Source organism: Vibrio sp. SCSIO 43155, from assembly GCF_023716605.1.
In the GTDB taxonomy this organism is placed as follows: domain Bacteria; phylum Pseudomonadota; class Gammaproteobacteria; order Enterobacterales; family Vibrionaceae; genus Vibrio; species Vibrio harveyi.
In genome coordinates, this window is the sequence record NZ_CP071852.1 from 3,112,322 (window position 1) to 3,130,243 (window position 17,922).

Consider the following 17,922-nt stretch of genomic DNA (forward strand, 5'->3'; position numbering starts at 1 on the left):
TCCAATTACATCATGACGACGTCAAACTGCTCCTGAATGTACAGGGGTTCAGCTTGAATACGAACTTGCTTACCAATAAATACTTCGAGTTCAGCCAGTGCGTGAGATTCATCACCCAATAGTGTTTCCGCTACGTATGGTGACGCGTATACGACAAAGTTGTCTGCATCATAAGCACGGTTCACTCGGGTAATTTCACGTAGGATCTCGTAACACACGGTCTCTACTGTCTTCACGCTACCGCGACCTTCACAAGTAGGACAGCTAGAACATAAGATATGTTCAATACTTTCGCGCGTACGCTTACGAGTCATCTCAACTAAGCCTAGCTGAGTAAAGCCATTAATGTTGGTCTTCACTCGATCTTTTGAGAGCGCCGTTTCCAACGAAGTTAGTACACGCTTACGATGTTCTTCTGACGCCATATCGATAAAGTCGATAATGATAATGCCGCCTAAGTTGCGTAGACGCAGCTGACGAGCGATCGCTTGAGTCGCTTCAACATTAGTGTTGAAGATGGTTTCTTCAAGATTACGACGACCGACAAACGCGCCAGTATTGATGTCGACCGTTGTCATTGCTTCAGTTTGATCAATGATTAGGTAGCCACCTGACTTAAGCTCAACTTTACGTTCCAGAGAGCGTTGAATTTCGTTCTCTGTGTCGTACATATCGAAGATAGGTTTATCCCCTTCGTACAACTCAAGCTTATCAGTCAGCTCAGGAACATACTCAGACGTAAACTCTTTCAGGTTCTCGTATTCAAGACGAGAGTCAACCATAACCTTGTCTAGCTCAGTGCCAACAAAATCACGCAGGATGCGTTGTGCCAAGCCTAACTCACCGTACAAGGTCGAACGGGTTTTGTACTTCGAGCGACGCTCCATGACTTTCTGCCATAAGCGCTTCAAAAATGCCGCATCTTGAGAGAGCTCTTTTTCGTCTGCACCCTCTGCCGCAGTACGAATAATAAAACCACCGTGCTCGTCGCAGTAGTGGTTAACCACTTTCTTGAGACGCTCACGTTCACTTTCACTTTCGATACGCTGAGAAACGCCAACATGGCTAGCCCCAGGCATAAAGACAAGATAACGTGATGGGAGGGTAATATCAGTCGTCAGGCGAGCGCCCTTGGTGCCTAGTGGGTCTTTAACCACCTGCACAACAATATCCTGACCTTGGCGAACCAACTCAGAAATATCACGAACTTGAAATTGTTGCTTTTCGTTTTCCGCCACACACTCAGTATGCGGAACAATATCTGACGCGTGCAAGAATGCCGCTTTATCTAAACCAATATCGACAAACGCCGCTTGCATGCCCGGCAATACTCGGCTCACTTTGCCTTTATAAATATTGCCAACAATGCCACGGCGCGATTCTCGTTCTATATGAACTTCTTGTAGTACTCCACCTTCAATCATGGCCACACGAGTTTCACTCGGGGTCACGTTAAGCAGCAATTCTGCACTCATGTGCACACCTCAAAACAATTATAAAAATTCTTGAATTAGCTGATCGGTTTCGAACAAAGGTAAGCCTACTACGGCGTGATAACTGCCTTCGATTCGGGTGACGAAACGCCCACCGAGTCCTTGAATACCATAACTTCCAGCTTTATCGCATGGTTCGCCTGACTGCCAGTATCGTTCTATTTCTTCTTCAGTCAGAGTTTTGAACCACACGTCAGTGATAACGACCACTGAGTGTTGTTGTTCTTTTGATACGACGCTCACCGCAGTCATCACTTGATGCTGACGACCCGATAAATCGCTGAGCATGCGTTTTGAATCTTCGAAATTTTTTGGTTTTTCTAATACGTGGTTATCGCACACCACCACGGTATCGGAGCCCAATACAACGGAATCAGGCTTAGCCATCGCTAAGCCTGCTTGAGCTTTTTCCAGAGAGAGACGCAAAACATAGTCTTTTGCTTGCTCGTGATCTTGTTTGGCTTCCTCTATATCAGGAAGCACAATATCAAAGTCATAACCTAGTTGAGCAAGCAACTCTTTTCTTCTCGGAGAACCCGATGCGAGAACGAGGGATAAGCCCTTTTTCACAACGCTACCTTACGTGCCATGCGCGACGGACGCGTCGCATTAATAAAAACATCCATGGCCAAAGTATACAGTTTATTGCCGCAGTCCACAGAGATAATGGATTAAATACTACGTCCTGGTTCAAATATTCCCCACAGAATATAAGAAGTTCCAGTAGCACGGTAAAAAAGGCAATCAAAATCGATTGTTGCCACAATGCCATGTTACGAATCACCAAGAAGTTCAACGCAACTAAGTAGATAACGATCGACATCATCATCCCTCGGATCCCGAGCGTCGAGCCAATCAAAATATCCCAAAGCAAACCTAAAACCAGAGCGGTACCAACGTTGACACGATGCGGTAGTGCCAGCACCCAATAACAGGTAACGAGGAACAGCCATGATGGACGTAGTAAATCCAAAACGCCTGGCCATGGAATAGTTTGCAGGACTAGCGCGACGAAGAAGCTGACGCCGATGACCATTCGGCTTCTAAATACACTATTGGCCATCGGTTACCTCTTGTTCTGAACCTTCTTCTACATTGGACTGCAGTACTTTGTGTTGACGGTCTTCATTCGGCCAAATCAATAGCAAGTAGCGCAGACGATCAAACTCAACCACAGGTTCAGCTTTGATTGATGCGAATTCTTGGCGAGTATCGTGATCCACATTCGTAACAGTTGCGACTGGGTAGCCTTCTGGATAAATACCCCCAAGACCCGATGTCACCAGCAAATCGCCGACTTGAATATCGGTACTGGTTGGGATGTGCTCTAGTTGGATTTCATCCACTTCACCATTACCGGAAGCGATAACACGAATATCGTTACGAATCACTTGGACTGGAATTGCGTTTTTCGCATCTGTTAACAACAAGACACGTGCGTTGTGCGCGGCCACAAACGTTACCTGACCAACGATACCTTTCTCGTTGATAACAGGTTGACCAACGTAAACGCCATCAATACGACCTTTATCAATCACCACTTGGTGGCGGTACGGTGACGTGTCCACAGCCATCACTTCTGTGACGACTTTCTTCTCGTCACGGACGAATGAAGAGCCGAGCAGTTTACGCAGGCGTTGGTTTTCTTCTTTATACTGGTCGAGCAAGATCAGCTCGCTCTTCAGGCGAAGCACTTCGCGCTTCAAATTGCGATTGCCTTCAATCAGTGCCTGACGAGTATTTAAACTCTCGAACATTCCATCGAACATGCTACGAGGCAAATTAGCTGCGTATTGGATTGGCGCAACCATACTGTTCAATAGGTATCGGACGTTGGAAAACGTATCTAGACGGTTATCAGCCAGCATCAAGCTCGCCGACACGATGACAGCAAAAAACAGACGCAATTGCAGAGATGGACCTCTGCCAAAAATCGGTTTCATCTTGTTTTTAACCTGATTGCTACCATGATTATTGAGCCTTACTTGGCAACCTGAGAATCTGACATGAAGAGATTCTAGGTATGGAGCAGATTGAAATTACAGAGAGCGGAAATGAAGGTGAAGCCCATATGGACTCCACCCTGCACTTTATTCTTCAGAGAATAGATCGCCACCGTGCATGTCGATCATTTCTAGTGCTTTACCGCCGCCACGAGCCACACAGGTTAGTGGATCTTCAGCGATAACCACTGGAATACCAGTTTCTTCCATTAGTAGACGGTCTAGGTCTTTCAGTAGTGCACCACCACCTGTTAACACCATACCGTTTTCAGAGATATCAGACGCAAGCTCTGGTGGACACTGCTCTAGTGCAACCATCACTGCCGATACGATGCCTGACAGTGGCTCTTGTAATGCTTCTAGGATTTCGTTTGAGTTCAGGCTAAAGCTGCGTGGCACACCTTCTGCTAGGTTACGACCGCGAACTTCGATCTCTTGAACTTCATCACCAGGGTAAGCAGAACCGATTTCGTGTTTGATCTTTTCAGCCGTTGCTTCACCGATCAAGCTGCCGTAGTTACGACGTACGTAGTTGATCACAGCTTCATCAAAGCGGTCACCACCAATACGTACAGAAGAAGAGTAAACCACACCGTTTAGTGAGATAACCGCAACTTCAGTTGTACCACCACCGATATCAACCACCATTGAACCTGTTGGCTCAGAGACACGCAGACCTGCACCGATTGCTGCCGCCATTGGCTCATCAATTAGGTAAACTTCGCGCGCACCAGCACCTAGTGCAGATTCACGAATCGCACGACGCTCAACTTGAGTAGAACCACAAGGAACACAAACCAGTACACGTGGGCTTGGTTTAAGGATGCTGTTGTCATGCACTTGCTTAATGAAGTGCTGAAGCATTTTTTCTGTTACGTAGAAGTCAGCGATAACGCCATCTTTCATTGGACGGATAGCTGAGATGTTACCTGGCGTACGACCAAGCATCTGTTTTGCCGCATGGCCTACAGCAGCAACGCTTTTTGCAGAACCTACACGATCTTGACGAATAGCAACTACAGAAGGTTCATCAAGGACAATACCCTGTCCCTTTACGTAAATTAGAGTGTTGGCAGTACCTAAATCGATAGATAGGTCGTTTGAAAACATGCCACGAAGTTTTTTAAACATATTCTTCGCTCATCCTGCAAAAATTTAGAAGACAAAAATTGTCCTAAATGTACCAATGCCTCGCTGTCACAGCAAGGCATTGGTACACAAACATGAGCAGAAAGCCTCAATTTCTTGCAGTTTCCTTACTTAACGCAAGAAACCGAAGTTTGTTATTGTCCGGTTAAGCCCGGTTCACCACGATAAATCACTCGGTCATTGCCTCGATGAATACCAAACGTGACTACCGATGATGGGTTTTCTTCGGAGCCATCTTTATCCCAGTCGTATTTGAGCCAAGGGAGCGAATTGCCACCTCCTTCAAGATTAAGCCATACGCGAGTTTGCTGGCGATACGGCTCTGCTTCTTTTGCTGTTACAGAACGAGAATGACCAGAAGCGACCTCTCCACCAGCCCCTAACGTGACATCCTTAGGTTTCGCATTATCACCTTTAGGCCAAATATGCTCTTGTTTAGCCTTCACACCAGTAACATCGGTTTGGCTGTCATTTGGGTTAGCAATAAAGCGGCTACCATTCCAGTATTCAACTCGTAATGGCACTCTCAACGTCGAGCCTTGGTTGCCACCGACATCATCTAGGTCTACACGACCAAAGCGGATATCAGGTTGGGTAGGCAATAACCCCTCACTACCATCGATAGATACTGGATCCTTATTATCATCCGCGGATTTGATTGATATCGCCGTATCTTTCGCGTTCTCGTTAAAGTTGAGCGGACCATCTGGGTAACTTGAGCCAGAACCTTTTAATAGCTCTAACCCATCCGTCGTTGAACCAGTAAACTTACCTAGACTTCTTGAAGTGACATAAGCAGCACCATTATTCACCCAAGTCCCCGTATAGGTTTTGTTCAAAATAAAACGAGGCTGATAAGAGCTAGTATCTTTCAAACCAAACTTTGCTTGTAAGCCACTAGAGAAGAAGGCGTAGTTTGTTAAAGCGCCTTTATCCGCATTTAATGCCTCAACATAAAACTCCTCGACGCCAAAGCCTTGTTTCATATAAGCAAAGTTTTCTTGATGCGGGTAAGCCCATTGATTTCCTTTCGCTTCATCAAGTCGGAAATACTTAGGGTAGAAACGACCAATATTTTCTTCTGCTGGCGTAATGGTGAAAGCTTTACTGCCGAGATACGTTTCAGGTGGTGTAATCGTAAAGTCAAAAGCACCAACTTCGGACACAGTTTGCGTCACTGACCCCGTACCATTAGTTAGATTGATATGATCGTATGTGGTCGTCCCTAAAGTGCCAGGAATCGCACTATCAAACTGCGGGTAAGATACTTTATGACTAATCGTTAAACCTGATTGTTGATAGTTTTGTGCTGGCTTCTTGTCATCACCAAATTGATAGGCCGTCACTTTCATTGTGAACTCTTCTCCAGCAGCAACAAGTTTCTGGCTACAAGAGCCTGAACCGCACAGACCACCATCAACCGTCAATTTGAGATATGCTGGAAAACTCACAAAGCTATTCTGTCCTAACGAATCCTTTTCATCTTTTATTTTCGCCTTCAGCGCGACTTTGCCTGCCTCTGGATACTTTAAGTTGAAGTAAGCTTTACCTTGCTTATTAAAGTAGACATCAGCAACCTCAACAGTATTTGTCCCAACGGTAACCTCGTTACTGAAAGAACCATCTCTCTTTTTGAAAGAGACATAAGCGGGGACTGATACTGCATTGCTTGTCGGTTCGATTCTTTCAATGGATAACTGAACATCTCGATTTTCGCCGTCACCGCCCTGTTGGCTTGGTGAGCTACAAAACTCCAAATAAGGCGAACGTTGATTGCTATATTGTGCCTGTCCTTTGGTATTGAAGAATGGCTTACCAGCGACCTTATCTGGAACCGTTACACCCAACGCCGCAGAGTTAAATGCGATATTACAGTTTTGCTCAGATAGCGGACCACCAGCGATACGACACTTCGCTCCGTCAAAGCCAAACTGTGGAACCGAGCTACTTGCAATTCCAAGTTTTGCTGAGCCTGATTGGAGCGCTTGTAGCTTCAACGAAACAGAGTCAGAGAATGTAACACGATCTCCCCCTTCCCATGCGACGAGAGAATCCGATTGTGGCAATAAGGACACCGTCACAGGATCAACCGTTGCTCCTGGGTTCGAGCTCAATACTGAAGATGGGTACGTTTTCGAACAAGAAGCATCCATACATGCTCGTAGTGTTACCTCGGACGCCTGACAAATACTGCCAGTACCAGCGTAATCAAATTCGAAGTGGTGAATGCCTTCCGTTATTTTCTGGTATTTATCTGCACAAACTTGGAAGTTATCCATTTCATGTACGTTGGTAATGTCACCAGTCGAGGCGGTAATCGACACGCGGAAATTTTCTGGAGGCGTGGTTTGCCCAAAACCTCTCATAACATCAAATTTGGAGATCAATGTTGTCCAAGAGTTCGCACTACCGATCTTACGCTGAATCGTAATGTAGACTTTACCTTGTTGTTTAGAATCAATGATAACTTTGTATCTATGATTAGGATCGCGGCGTCTATCTAAGTCACCAACATTGTGGTTACCTTTAATATAGCGATAACCTCCCATCCATTGCCCAGACCCGTTCTTAATCCCAGAACCACGAATTGCGACTGTATTTGGCTTAAACCCTGGTCGGTAATGACTATCCTCAAAGCTACCTTCTCTTGAGTAGTTGCCGTATTCATCGATACCAAACCCAAGCCAACCGCCAGCAAAGCCTTGTATGTTAGGTTTCACGCCATAGCCAAGTGGACCACCAAATGCCCCAGTTTGTGGCGGCACATTAGCATCAGATAAAACCAATGCCACACCATCAGCCCCAGAGCCGGAGTGCGCATAGTGGTCAAACTCCACTTCAAGGTAGTTATCTTTCGAAGGGAATAGATAGTTGTATGCCGATGCTGTTGCTTGATTTCTTTGAGACGAGTTTAAAACGAATCGACCACCAGATGGCGTAGGTTTGATGCTTTGCCCAAAGCCAATAACAGACCAGTTGCTAATATCATTAGCATTGAAGTCTTCCATTGGAAGTAAGTTACATTGTTGTACTGGGGGCTCAACCGGACAAGAGTAATCAGGTTTCTGAATCACAACTCTCTTTTTCATCGTAAGATGACGTGCAGTAACGGAGCCATAAACTGTTATCGGGTTATTGAAATTAACAGTATCAGCTAGAATAAACCCATAAAATTTTTCAGATCTGGTTTGGAAGTTCACCGTAGCATTTGGTGCATAAATCGTTGCATAGTAGCTTGTTGTCACATCAATAGGGTTAGAGAAAACAACTGAGCTACCACTCACATTAATCCTTGAGTTGTTATAAAAATAGTACTTTGTGTGACCAACGTGCTCCCAACTACCAAAAGTCACTGTCGAATTTTGAGGAATAACAATTTGTAAATCATCACGTGAGCCAGACTCAGCCTTAAAACTACGAATATTAGTTCCATCAGGTAAAATTACTTTTACCTGCTCTGAAGGAGAACTATATTGGCTAACCCATAAGCTATCAAGATTACTTTTTATTCGAACTTCAATGCCACTTTTACCATCGATATTGTAACGAGTTGTGCTACACAAGCCTGTTCGACTGCATTGATACTCAATATCATTCCCTCGTAGAGTTAACGAACTATATCCAAAATTTGTAGGAACGCCGAGAGGTTCAGAAGCTTTTCTTGCTTCTATATGCCCATCCTTATTACCAACATCACATCCAGTATTACTCCCACAAACTGGAGAACGATATAATCTATCTCGAGCATCATTTATATTCGCCTTATCAAAACCCGCAAGAATATATTGAGCTTTATTTGGTTGTTGAGCATTTGACGAGTAATAAAATAGGTCTTCTTTATTTGTGACCGTATAGAAGCTTTTGTAGTCTTCCGACCAACCTAATGCACGCGCACTCTTGTTTGGCACATTAAGTGTGTTTGCTGAATAACCTTTCATCCCCTGAATTGGCTCAGGGAAATATTGACAAATATTGCTAGGTAATTCAGGTTCTATTGGAGCAGGTAGACCGCCATCGCAATCAAGTTCACTTGGGCTTCCTTGTTCATAAAGACTTAACTTACCATTTTTCAAGTTAACATTATTCATTGTACTAATTAGTTGCCAGTCACTTTCCCCAGCAAACTTACGGTAGTATTTTAATGTCCCTGAGCGTCCATTTGCTTGGTGCTCAAGACGAATATTGTAAACCTGATCTTTTAATAAGTTTGGCTCATAAAAATAAAAACGAGCCCCCCAATATTTATAACCGTTATACCAAAGAACTTCGCGAGGATGATGCCCGCTGTGCTCTAAATACACATAGCTATTTGATGCAGGGCCAACCACATTAAAGGTTACAGTAAAGTCTTTATTTCCCCACACATCACAAGTAGCAGCTTGAGCAGGAACATTAAGCAGGCAAGCAAGCATTGTAATTATGATTAATATTATTTTTTTCATTATTTTATTTACTCCCTAACCCAAATCTCTTGTTGGCGCTGTACTTGTGCAACCCCGGAACCACAAATTGCTGTGGCTTGCACTCTGAAAAGAGATTCAGCTTCAGAGGTACCTGCATTAAAGGTACCGATATTTGAACATGTCATAGTATTGATTCGGCAACCCGAGCCTTGTGTAATCTGTGTAGGAGGAGATGTATTACCGTTTTCAATCTTAGAGCAAACATCAGCGATGACGGAGCCATCTGTGTTTAATGGATAAAGCTGAGTTAGTGCCCACTCATTGGCAGATTGAGCAATAAACCAAGCTTTGGTACCTAAGAATTCTCTCGTTAATGTACTTTGGTTTGACCAACTTACTCTCATCAAAGAAGCAGCTAAGTATCCCATCACAATGATGACAAACAACACGACGATCAGAACACTACCTTGTTGGACATTTCTACGGAACATTGAGCACCTGCACGTCTTGTTGGTAAACACTACGCTCCCCGTTTTGAGTGAACTCTAAATTGATGTGTACAAGACCACCACGCTGCAGCGTTGGCTCTAGATAGTGCATATCACTTACAGAAGTATCGACACTATCCGCGACTGTAATTCCATTGCGCGTTATTTGATTGTTTTCGAAGCAGTAACGTACTTCAGATTTATCTTGATAGACGTAATGACGGCTCGAAATAGAAGAGCCCCCAATCGTACTGGCAGCCCCACTAATAACAAAGGCATCACCAGTTTTGGCTAGACCACCAACATCTAAACTTTGTGAAGAAGAAGGTTGCAGATCTTCATAACGGCTCGGATTAATAACCATCCAAGCGTTAGCGGGCATTGGGTTTAACGTGGCGTCATTACCCAATAAGAACTCCAAGTCGTTATTTGTCAGTGTGTAGAACCCTGAATACTCAATAGGTACAAACTCTAAACACTTCGTCGTGTCATCAGGCTCATGAAAACTATTCGGTACCGCATGGCGAATTTCTCGAGACATTTTCTCCAACACAAACTGGGCTTGAGTTTGCATACGTTGTCGGTCAATTGTATCCGCATAACCTTTCATACCAAGCTGAACATAACCCGCAATACCCAGCATGATAAAACTCCCGATCACAATGGTGACGATCATTTCCATTAAGGTAAAACCACGATCTTTCATCAGTAGTTCCCTCTTATGGCAGTGAGTGTTAATGGCTGAGTGTTGCTTGCAAAAATAGTAATAGTGATTTTTTTATAGTTAGTGATGCCTGTCGTTTTTGCCGTAGATAAGTTGTCGTACGCAACTCCGACCTCAACACGGAAATTGCGATATTTATCTTCACCGCTCTTCCCTAATACATCAGCAATACTCCCACGCTTCGCTCCTTGGCACTGACCTACCGTTGTAGACGTACTCCAACACCCGATATAGTCATCTACATCATTAAAATCATTAGGCGTTGCCTCCAAAGAACCGTCGAGTTTTCTATCAGCACCTAATTTACTCATCTCAGTGCAATTCACACCATTCTCACCACATCGAACAGTACCACCATCGAAGTCACTGTTTTCATCAAAGCCGCGCGCCAATATTTGCGACATAAATCCCTGCCCTAAGGCTGCTGCACGCATTTGGTAATGAGGCATTGCTGAATCACGAATTTGAGGAACTAAAAAAGACGTAAACGCTACCATCGCAATCCCCATAAGAACGATGGCAATGATCATCTCAATAAGCGTCATACCAATGTGCTTTCTCATGAGCATGCTCCCTCCGAAACATAACCCTGAGGGTTGATCAATACTCGGCACTGGCTTTGACCGTTTTTATCTTGAATAAGAATAGAAATACCAGCAGAGGAAACATTGAGAGGATTACCCAATAGATCAAATTCAATGGGACTAGAGGCACCATTAATAATAGAAAACTGTGCTGAGTTATCGACAACAACATCGCTTCGAGCATCTCGTTCCTTACTAACCAGATTGCACGCTGCACTGGCTCCTATACAAGTACTCGTAATCGATAGACAAAAGTTAGTGTAGCTAGAGTCCTCTCCAACTTTGTAGCTACTGGGTAGACATCTTTCAGGATAAGACTTGTTTGGGATATTGATATTCGACTGCATGCGATTCACTTGAACTTGGCGAATCACAGAAATGGCTTGTTCTTGAAGTGCAAATGCAGACACACTGCCTTTGCCTATAAAACGGCTGGCAGCAAATAGGGAGAGAATAGATAAGAGAACGATCACTAAGATCAATTCCATCAAGGTAAACCCTAATGTAGAGCTGCGAATTTTCATAACCCAACCTTAGGCTTAAGACAAGCGAAGTAAGTATACGATGAAATTATGAGAATAATGATAGGTTTATAAGTTTTAAATTCGAAGTGTGAGCAAGTGTACAAATAACCACCAATAAGTTATTTCTCTCCTTTCGAGCGCTCCAATTCTTCTTCAATTCGATCGTAGGTTTCTTTATTGCTTAGGGTTTCAGAAACGTGCTCAGCGGTTTGCTTAGTTTGCTCCCACTTCGCTTCGTAAGTTTCTGGTTCAAAGCTGATAAATCTTGGCAATACCACATAACCGATCACACCTAAGATAATCAGCACAACTACAAATTCGATTGCACTAAGACCCGATGATTTACGCATATGAACTATTCCGAGATTAATCAAAATAAGGAGATAAAGGCCAGACTAGCTGGCCTTTATAACACCGATTAACAACCAGTATCTGTTACAACAGTTGTAGAAACTGCTGCTGAAGTTGCTTCAGTATAAGTCACGTAACAGTTACCTGCTTTTACCTTAGCTGCAGTGTTGCCTAAACCTTTTTTAAGGTCACCACTAATAAACGTAGCAACAAGTTTATTAGGAGTCGTACCCTCTAAAGCTAAAGCCCAATCTTCATCCAGACCAGTTACTGCATTGTTAAGGCCGTTATCTGCTGCTACTGGGTAACCGTAACCAACTAAAACATCCTCAACTTTAACATCGCTTCCTGGAGCTTTAGTTTCGATACCATCAATTGCTGATTTACCGAAAACAATACCCGAAGCACCATCAATCGCACCTTTTAGACCTTGCAATGAAGATTCACGAGCATCCGATTGCAGGTTAAGGAAACGTGGTGCTGCAGTTACCGCTAGAATACCTAGGATTACAATTACCACTACCAATTCGATAAGGGTGAAACCACCTTGTCTTTTCATTGTTTACTCTCTCTATGTAAGCATGCAGAGTGACTGCAAAGTTTATCGGTCACACGACCATTTTGGATATTGTCAAAACGGTTTTGCGTCTCAACACACTAAGCGAAATTAGTTAGGTGAGTACTTTCTCTACCGCTTGAGCAGAATGACGATTCGCCATTGTTAAGTAAAAGCTGCGCTAAAAAGTGAATAACCAAATGGTTTACTTTCAATTACAACCTTTTTCTTATGGTAATGTTTGCATTATACCGACTTTCATTCCTATTTATAGTACTTAAGTGTCAAAAAATTCACTCCGCCGACATTTCGACGTCTATTTTCAGGTAATTAGCGTCAGATATAACGACAACTCTCTGTCCATTTTCATAAGTATAGTGACATGTATAACTATTACTTTTAATTGCTCCACGAATTTCTAACAACTCGCTCGCCATAATTTTACGTTGCGGGTAATGCACCGCTAACCAAAAGCCACAATCCAGAACCCCGTCTTGACGAAATGGCGACACTAGACCTGCTTCTGTCATATCAAGTTCAAACCCATCCATCGACATATGTTTGGGCTCACCATGAACCATCCACGCCTGATGATAACGTTGCACACTATCTTGCATCCAAACCTTGGCAAGCTTGGCTCCGGTGACTTGCGCTTGCTGTTCTACTGGCTTGAGGCTGTGCACAAACACCACCAGCAAAATTAACCCAATAACGCCTGCAAGGATAAGCGTTGCGCGACTCTGATTTTCAACCACTGGTTTAGCCGCCTTTGATGATGTCCAGCATCCCCCACATTGGAAGGAAAATACCCAGTGCGAGCACCATAACCATGCCTGCCACAATGACCAAAAGTAGTGGTTCAATTCGAGCGGTCAGTGTCTTCAAGTCGTAATCCACTTCTCGATCGTAGAAGTCCGACACTTCTAAGAGAAGCTCATCGATACGACCAGTCTCTTCACCAACCGCTATCATTTGAATAACCAAAGGCGTAAAAATTTTACTGTTGATTGCCGTGACAGAAATGGTACTGCCCGCTTCAATAGCAGACTTCATTTCTAAAATTCGGTTTTCCAAGAACTTGTTGCCAAGCGCCTCACCGGCCAGAGCTAAAGACTGGTTTAGAGGTACACCGGATTTCAGCATCAACGAAAAGGTTCTTGAGAAACGAGATAGCTGTGCTCGGTTTACGATATCGCCCACGATTGGCAATCGTAGACGGAACTTATCGAACTTCTCTCGACCATCTGCGGTTGCAACCCAAGCTCTAAATAAAAAGAATGCCCCAACGATTGCCGCAATGAGCAGCCCCCAAAAATTCACAAAGAAGTTAGAGGTCGCAATCAGGATTCTGGTCGGCAAAGGAAGATCCACTCCAAAGCGGGTAAACATCGATGCAAACTCTGGGATCACCAGAATGTTCAAAATAAACATCGCTATAGTGATGAACACAATAACGAATGTTGGGTAACGCATTGCTGCTTTAATTCGCTTACGAGTTTCCAGCTCTTGCTCGTAGTAATTCGCCAATTGCAATAAAGCTTGGTCTAGTCGACCTGTGTTTTCACCAACGTTGATCATAGAGACAAACAACGGGCTGAATACCTTGGAATGTGGCTGCATTGCCGAGGACAAGCCACGACCATTGCTCAGCTCCGCTACCACATCTTCAAGCGCTTCTTTGAGCTGTTTGTTTTCGCAGTTTTGCAGCAGACCACGCATAGAACGCAGCAGCGGTACACCAGCCTTCGTCAAACTAAATAGCTGGCGAGAAAACAGGATAATCACTTCAAGCGGAATCGCCGGTACGAACAATTTAGACAGGCTAACTTTGCTCTTTACCGCTTCTTTTTCCAAACGCAGGTTAAGAGGAATGATCCCCTTATTCATCAATGCTTCCGCTGCAGCTTCAGAATTAACAGCATCGACTTTGCCACTGGTGGATGAGCCGTCTAAAGTGCGACCTTGATAACGAAAAGTTGGCATTCACTTACCTACATGAAAATTGGGTCGGTTTTACCAGAAGCATCCCCTTCACCTAGGGTCATCACTTCATCCAAACTAACAATACCTTGCAATGCCAGTTCCATCGCTGAAGCAAGTAGTGGCTTGTAATTCTCGGAACGTCTCGCTGCTTGAGCGAACCCTACCGCGTCATTCGCACGCAGCTTGTCCATCATTTCATTCTCTAGCTCAAGCATTTCGAACACACCGATTCGACCTCGATAGCCCGTCAAGTTACAGTTTTGACAACCCGCACCTTTGTGGAAAGTGGTGCCGACTTGATTCGGGAAGCGACCAGCCAACCATTGCTGGCGCGATTCATCCAATACATCCGTGGTTTTACAGTCGGGACAAACACGACGAACCAGACGCTGAGCAACCACAGCTCGGACCGCACTCGCAACTAGATAACCAGGCGCACCCATATCAATCATACGTAGCGCACTGTCTACTGCGTCGTTTGTGTGTAACGTACTTAACACTAAGTGACCAGTCAGTGCAGCGCGTAAACCAATCTCTACTGTTTCTTGGTCACGCATCTCACCAACGAGGATGATGTCCGGGTCCTGACGCAGGAAGGTACGTAGCACGCGAGAAAACGTTAGGTCGATCTTACTGTTGATCTGAACCTGAGTAATACGTGGTAGGCGATATTCCACCGGGTCTTCTGCAGTGATGATCTTCTTACCCGGTTCATTCAACTCACTCAGCGCGCCATAAAGCGTGGTGGTTTTACCAGAACCTGTCGGTCCCGTAACCAAAATCATACCGTGAGGACGAGAAAGCTGTCGCCGTAAGCGAGCAAGCAGTTCTGGAGGTAGGCCAGAGTCTTCAAGTTTGCGCAAACCAGAAGATTGGTTGAGCAAACGCATCACCACCGACTCACCGTATTGCGTTGGTAGTGTCGACATACGAATATCGATCGATTGACCACGAACTTTGATATTAAAGCGACCATCTTGTGGCAAACGCTTTTCAGAAATATCTAAGTGCGCCATCAGTTTAAGGCGCAGAACCAGCGCAGAGGCAATGTTAACTTCATTTAGAAGCGTCTCGTGCAATACACCATCAACACGTTGACGTAAGCGAAGCACTTTGTCATCAGGCTCGATGTGAATATCTGACGCGCCGACTTGCACCGCATCTTCAAACATCGAGTTAACCAGTTTTACGACGGTAACTTCTTCACTATCACCTTCATCAATACCATAGTCAAAGCCTTCAACGTCCTGGTGCTCAGCCTGAAGCTGCTCAGCAAACGAGGCGATTTCTTTTGTACGACGGTAGTAACGGTCAAAGCTTTCGACTAACTGACGTTCTGGCGCAATGATGAACTCTAGGTCATATTCACCAAGCAAGTTCATCAGGGATTCTTGAGTAAACAAGTCCGCAGGATCACTCATTGCAACGCGTAGCGTGTCACCATTTCGAGCAACGACCATGGCACGCAAGCGTCGCGCGTGCACTTCAGGCAAAACTTGTACAGCATCGGCATCAATCGGGGCTCGGCTCAAATCAATCAATGGCAAACCGAGCTGCTGAGATAAGAACTCCAGCATCTGCTTTTCGCTGATAAAACCAAGGTCAATCAACGCATCACCCAGTTTTTGTCCTGTGCTGTGCTGAGCACTCAATGCTTGCTGAATTTGTTCTTCAGAGACAATCCCCTCTTCAACAAGTAGATCACCCAAGCGCTTTCTCAACTGAATTTTCATTGCGCGTTCTCCAGTTGTTTTAAGATGTTCAAACGGTCACGAATAAATGCCTGAGACTGATTCGAAATACCCACTTTACCCAATGCTTGTTGATAAGCGGCAATAGCAGCAGAAAAATCCAATGCTCGCTCTTGCTGAATACCTAAACCAAGCCACCAGCGCGCGTTGTCAGGTTCGCGCTGCGTCAGCAGTTGGTAGCTTTCTAGAGCAATTTGGTTTTGTTTTTGCTTTTGTGCCAAAGCGGCACGCATCGCTAGATAATCACGGCTTGGTGCAGGAGGCAGATGCACTAGAGGGCTCAGCGCCGCTTCTGGTTGATCTGCTTTCACCAATAACTTTGATAACGCTAAGCGAAGTGACTGGTTATTCGTATCTAGCGAGATACCAGCTTGTAGGATTTCGTAGGCTTTGCGCGTGTCACCTTTGCCAAAATACAATGCGGCTAGCTTTTGACGAGCTTCAAGGTTCGTTGGTTGGTAACGAAGTGCTTCATTAAAAGATGACAATGCGGTTTTCATGTCATTCGCATCCATCGCTTTATCCGCACGTGCCAACGCTTTTTCAGCTAACTCTTGATGGGTCAGTTCTACTTGCTCAATTCGCATCGAATGCTCTTGCTCAACATTCGATGAATTCGTCACATTATTGCTCAGACTCGCCAACAACACTGGCTGCTCGACCGTGCTGCTCACCTCATTACGAGGAACATAATCATCCACCTCTGGCGTTGATTTCGCAGCAGATAATGCAACTTTTACCTTCGGTTTTTCAATTCGTTGCGTGTACACCACATCATTTAATTGTGGCGTTGTCTTATTGGTTGGAGATTGGCTTACTTCAACTACGGGCAAAGGTGGAACATTCTCCATATTAGTCGTTGAAGACGAAACTGTTGCAATCTCTTCAATAGAAGCGGGACCTTGAGATACCGCCCAGCCACCGACAGCTAAGCTCAACGAAAAGCCCCCCACAAGCCATAGCCATGGTTTGCTTCGAGAAATACTCGGGATCTCTGCCTTGGTTAGTTCCGAAGGCGATTCTTTTTCAGCAAGTTCTGATAATGCTTTATTGATGGCACTCAAGGCTGACTCCATCCCCAAAATACGGGAGATTTAAACTTAGGTTTACGTGCGTCAAAAGTGTCATGCATGGCAACGTAAACATGATGATTTTTCAAAAGCGTACAACGGTCATTGAACGCAGTAAGTAAAGCTTTATGGCTGATCTGATTAATCAATCTCGGGATGCCCATCGCCGAGCGCCAAATGGCTTTCTTTTGTTCAATAGAGAAGATATGCGTCCCATTACCCGCTTTATCTAGACGATTGTTGATGTAGGCAACGCCCTCTTCGATCGAGAGAGGACGCAGTTGGCAACTGAACGTAATGCGTTGACGAAATTGGCGCAATTCGTGAGTCTCTAATCGCTCATCTAATTCGGGTTGACCAAACAAGACCAATTGAATCAACTTATCTTGTTCCGTTTCCAAGTTGCCAAACAAGCGCAAGGTTTCTAACGCTTCAGAAGACAGAGCTTGTGCTTCATCAACAATCAGTACCGTTTTTTTCCCTGACACGTGGACTTGGATCAGCCGCTCTTGGATCAGTGAAACGACTTTAAGTGGGTCAGTATCTTCAATCCCAAGCTCTCTGGCCACTGCAAACTGCAATTGCTCACCACTTAGAACCGGATTTGGCAAATAAACTAATTCGACTTGTGATTCAATTTGCTCAATCAGTTTTCGGCACACCATGGTTTTACCCGTGCCCACTTCACCTGTTATTTTGATGACCCCTTCCCCCATTTTGACGGCTGCCATAATGGTCTGAATCGCCTCATAATGAGGTACCAGCCCCAGAAACATTTCTGTATTTGGGGTTAGTGAGAAAGGTTGAACTCGAAATCCAAAATGTGACAGGTACATACTCGAA

17 protein-coding genes are annotated in these 17,922 nt (G+C 44.6%); all 17 read right to left on the reverse strand.

The annotated features are described in order from the left end of the window. Nucleotides 1-5 precede the first annotated feature (5 nt). The 17 genes from rng to J4N44_RS14920 all read right to left on the reverse strand — a co-directional run bounded on the left by rng (nucleotide 6) and on the right by J4N44_RS14920 (nucleotide 17,915). Nucleotides 6-1,475 (reverse strand): ribonuclease G, encoded by a 1,470-nt coding sequence (gene rng / locus J4N44_RS14840; protein WP_005444363.1) that lies wholly within the window; start codon nucleotides 1,473-1,475, stop codon nucleotides 6-8. 18 nt (nucleotides 1,476-1,493) lie between these two features. Continuing rightward, a complete protein-coding gene (locus J4N44_RS14845) occupies nucleotides 1,494-2,063 on the reverse strand; it encodes a Maf family protein (RefSeq protein WP_009703017.1) in 570 nt (189 codons plus the stop codon). A 4-nt stretch (nucleotides 2,064-2,067) separates the two neighbouring features. Next, on the reverse strand, nucleotides 2,068-2,556 hold the full coding sequence (gene mreD, locus J4N44_RS14850) for a rod shape-determining protein MreD (protein WP_005444359.1): 489 nt from the start codon (nucleotides 2,554-2,556) through the stop codon (nucleotides 2,068-2,070). Continuing rightward, nucleotides 2,546-3,436, reverse strand: coding sequence for a rod shape-determining protein MreC (gene mreC, locus J4N44_RS14855; protein ID WP_005444357.1), 891 nt, complete (start codon nucleotides 3,434-3,436; stop codon nucleotides 2,546-2,548). Before mreC ends, mreD begins: the two co-directional genes overlap by 11 nt. 147 nt (nucleotides 3,437-3,583) lie before the next feature. Beyond that, entirely contained in the window at nucleotides 3,584-4,627 is a 1,044-nt protein-coding gene (locus J4N44_RS14860; protein ID WP_005381144.1) for a rod shape-determining protein, read from the reverse strand. A gap of 152 nt (nucleotides 4,628-4,779) precedes the next feature. Then, nucleotides 4,780-9,087 carry a DUF6701 domain-containing protein gene (locus J4N44_RS14865; protein ID WP_252044599.1) on the reverse strand — a complete coding sequence of 1,436 codons (4,308 nt, stop codon included), beginning with the start codon at nucleotides 9,085-9,087 and terminating at the stop codon, nucleotides 4,780-4,782. An 8-nt stretch (nucleotides 9,088-9,095) separates the two neighbouring features. Next, entirely contained in the window at nucleotides 9,096-9,539 is a 444-nt protein-coding gene (locus tag J4N44_RS14870) for an MSHA biogenesis protein MshP (protein ID WP_045491890.1), read from the reverse strand. After that, nucleotides 9,529-10,242 carry a PilW family protein gene (locus J4N44_RS14875; RefSeq protein ID WP_252044600.1) on the reverse strand — a complete coding sequence of 238 codons (714 nt, stop codon included), beginning with the start codon at nucleotides 10,240-10,242 and terminating at the stop codon, nucleotides 9,529-9,531. The genes J4N44_RS14870 and J4N44_RS14875 overlap by 11 nt, the downstream gene beginning before the upstream one ends. After that, nucleotides 10,242-10,823 carry a type II secretion system protein gene (locus tag J4N44_RS14880; protein WP_252044602.1) on the reverse strand — a complete coding sequence of 194 codons (582 nt, stop codon included), beginning with the start codon at nucleotides 10,821-10,823 and terminating at the stop codon, nucleotides 10,242-10,244. Before J4N44_RS14880 ends, J4N44_RS14875 begins: the two co-directional genes overlap by 1 nt. After that, a complete protein-coding gene (locus J4N44_RS14885; RefSeq protein ID WP_252044603.1) occupies nucleotides 10,820-11,368 on the reverse strand; it encodes a type II secretion system protein in 549 nt (182 codons plus the stop codon). The genes J4N44_RS14880 and J4N44_RS14885 overlap by 4 nt, the downstream gene beginning before the upstream one ends. A gap of 119 nt (nucleotides 11,369-11,487) precedes the next feature. Next, the gene (locus tag J4N44_RS14890; protein WP_005432800.1) at nucleotides 11,488-11,718 is read right to left on the reverse strand and encodes a type II secretion system protein; all 231 of its coding nucleotides are present in this window, start codon (nucleotides 11,716-11,718) and stop codon (nucleotides 11,488-11,490) included. 68 nt (nucleotides 11,719-11,786) lie between these two features. Beyond that, on the reverse strand, nucleotides 11,787-12,278 hold the full coding sequence (locus J4N44_RS14895; protein ID WP_017187904.1) for a type II secretion system protein: 492 nt from the start codon (nucleotides 12,276-12,278) through the stop codon (nucleotides 11,787-11,789). Between the two features lie 290 nt (nucleotides 12,279-12,568). Then, entirely contained in the window at nucleotides 12,569-13,030 is a 462-nt protein-coding gene (locus tag J4N44_RS14900; RefSeq protein WP_252044604.1) for an MSHA biogenesis protein MshF, read from the reverse strand. 4 nt (nucleotides 13,031-13,034) lie between these two features. Continuing rightward, complete coding sequence (locus J4N44_RS14905; protein ID WP_009700370.1) at nucleotides 13,035-14,258, reverse strand: type II secretion system F family protein; 1,224 nt, start codon at nucleotides 14,256-14,258, stop codon at nucleotides 13,035-13,037. An 8-nt stretch (nucleotides 14,259-14,266) separates the two neighbouring features. Further along, nucleotides 14,267-15,991: an MSHA fimbrial ATPase MshE gene (gene mshE / locus J4N44_RS14910; RefSeq protein WP_005444338.1), complete on the reverse strand. Its 1,725-nt coding sequence runs from the start codon at nucleotides 15,989-15,991 to the stop codon at nucleotides 14,267-14,269. After that, the gene (locus J4N44_RS14915) at nucleotides 15,988-17,085 is read right to left on the reverse strand and encodes a tetratricopeptide repeat protein (protein ID WP_252044605.1); all 1,098 of its coding nucleotides are present in this window, start codon (nucleotides 17,083-17,085) and stop codon (nucleotides 15,988-15,990) included. The genes mshE and J4N44_RS14915 overlap by 4 nt, the downstream gene beginning before the upstream one ends. Further along, nucleotides 17,070-17,915, reverse strand: a complete 846-nt coding sequence (locus tag J4N44_RS14920; RefSeq protein WP_252044606.1) for an ExeA family protein — start codon at nucleotides 17,913-17,915, stop codon at nucleotides 17,070-17,072. The genes J4N44_RS14915 and J4N44_RS14920 overlap by 16 nt, the downstream gene beginning before the upstream one ends. Nucleotides 17,916-17,922 lie beyond the last annotated feature (7 nt).

Bases quoted from the DNA above. Each gene is read 5' to 3' on its own strand.
- J4N44_RS14890 (WP_005432800.1), bottom strand. From the start codon at position 11,718: ATGCGTAAATCATCGGGTCTTAGTGCAATCGAATTTGTAGTTGTGCTG.
- J4N44_RS14905 (WP_009700370.1), bottom strand. From the start codon at position 14,258: ATGCCAACTTTTCGTTATCAAGGTCGCACTTTAGACGGCTCATCCACC.
- J4N44_RS14875 (WP_252044600.1), bottom strand. From the start codon at position 10,242: ATGAAAGATCGTGGTTTTACCTTAATGGAAATGATCGTCACCATTGTG.
- J4N44_RS14865 (WP_252044599.1), bottom strand. From the start codon at position 9,087: ATGAAAAAAATAATATTAATCATAATTACAATGCTTGCTTGCCTGCTT.
- rng (WP_005444363.1), bottom strand. From the start codon at position 1,475: ATGAGTGCAGAATTGCTGCTTAACGTGACCCCGAGTGAAACTCGTGTG.
- mreC (WP_005444357.1), bottom strand. From the start codon at position 3,436: ATGAAACCGATTTTTGGCAGAGGTCCATCTCTGCAATTGCGTCTGTTT.
- J4N44_RS14920 (WP_252044606.1), bottom strand. From the start codon at position 17,915: ATGTACCTGTCACATTTTGGATTTCGAGTTCAACCTTTCTCACTAACC.
- J4N44_RS14895 (WP_017187904.1), bottom strand. From the start codon at position 12,278: ATGAAAAGACAAGGTGGTTTCACCCTTATCGAATTGGTAGTGGTAATT.
- mreD (WP_005444359.1), bottom strand. From the start codon at position 2,556: ATGGCCAATAGTGTATTTAGAAGCCGAATGGTCATCGGCGTCAGCTTC.
- mshE (WP_005444338.1), bottom strand. From the start codon at position 15,991: ATGAAAATTCAGTTGAGAAAGCGCTTGGGTGATCTACTTGTTGAAGAG.
- J4N44_RS14880 (WP_252044602.1), bottom strand. From the start codon at position 10,823: ATGAGAAAGCACATTGGTATGACGCTTATTGAGATGATCATTGCCATC.
- J4N44_RS14915 (WP_252044605.1), bottom strand. From the start codon at position 17,085: ATGGAGTCAGCCTTGAGTGCCATCAATAAAGCATTATCAGAACTTGCT.
- J4N44_RS14885 (WP_252044603.1), bottom strand. From the start codon at position 11,368: ATGAAAATTCGCAGCTCTACATTAGGGTTTACCTTGATGGAATTGATC.
- J4N44_RS14870 (WP_045491890.1), bottom strand. From the start codon at position 9,539: ATGTTCCGTAGAAATGTCCAACAAGGTAGTGTTCTGATCGTCGTGTTG.
- J4N44_RS14860 (WP_005381144.1), bottom strand. From the start codon at position 4,627: ATGTTTAAAAAACTTCGTGGCATGTTTTCAAACGACCTATCTATCGAT.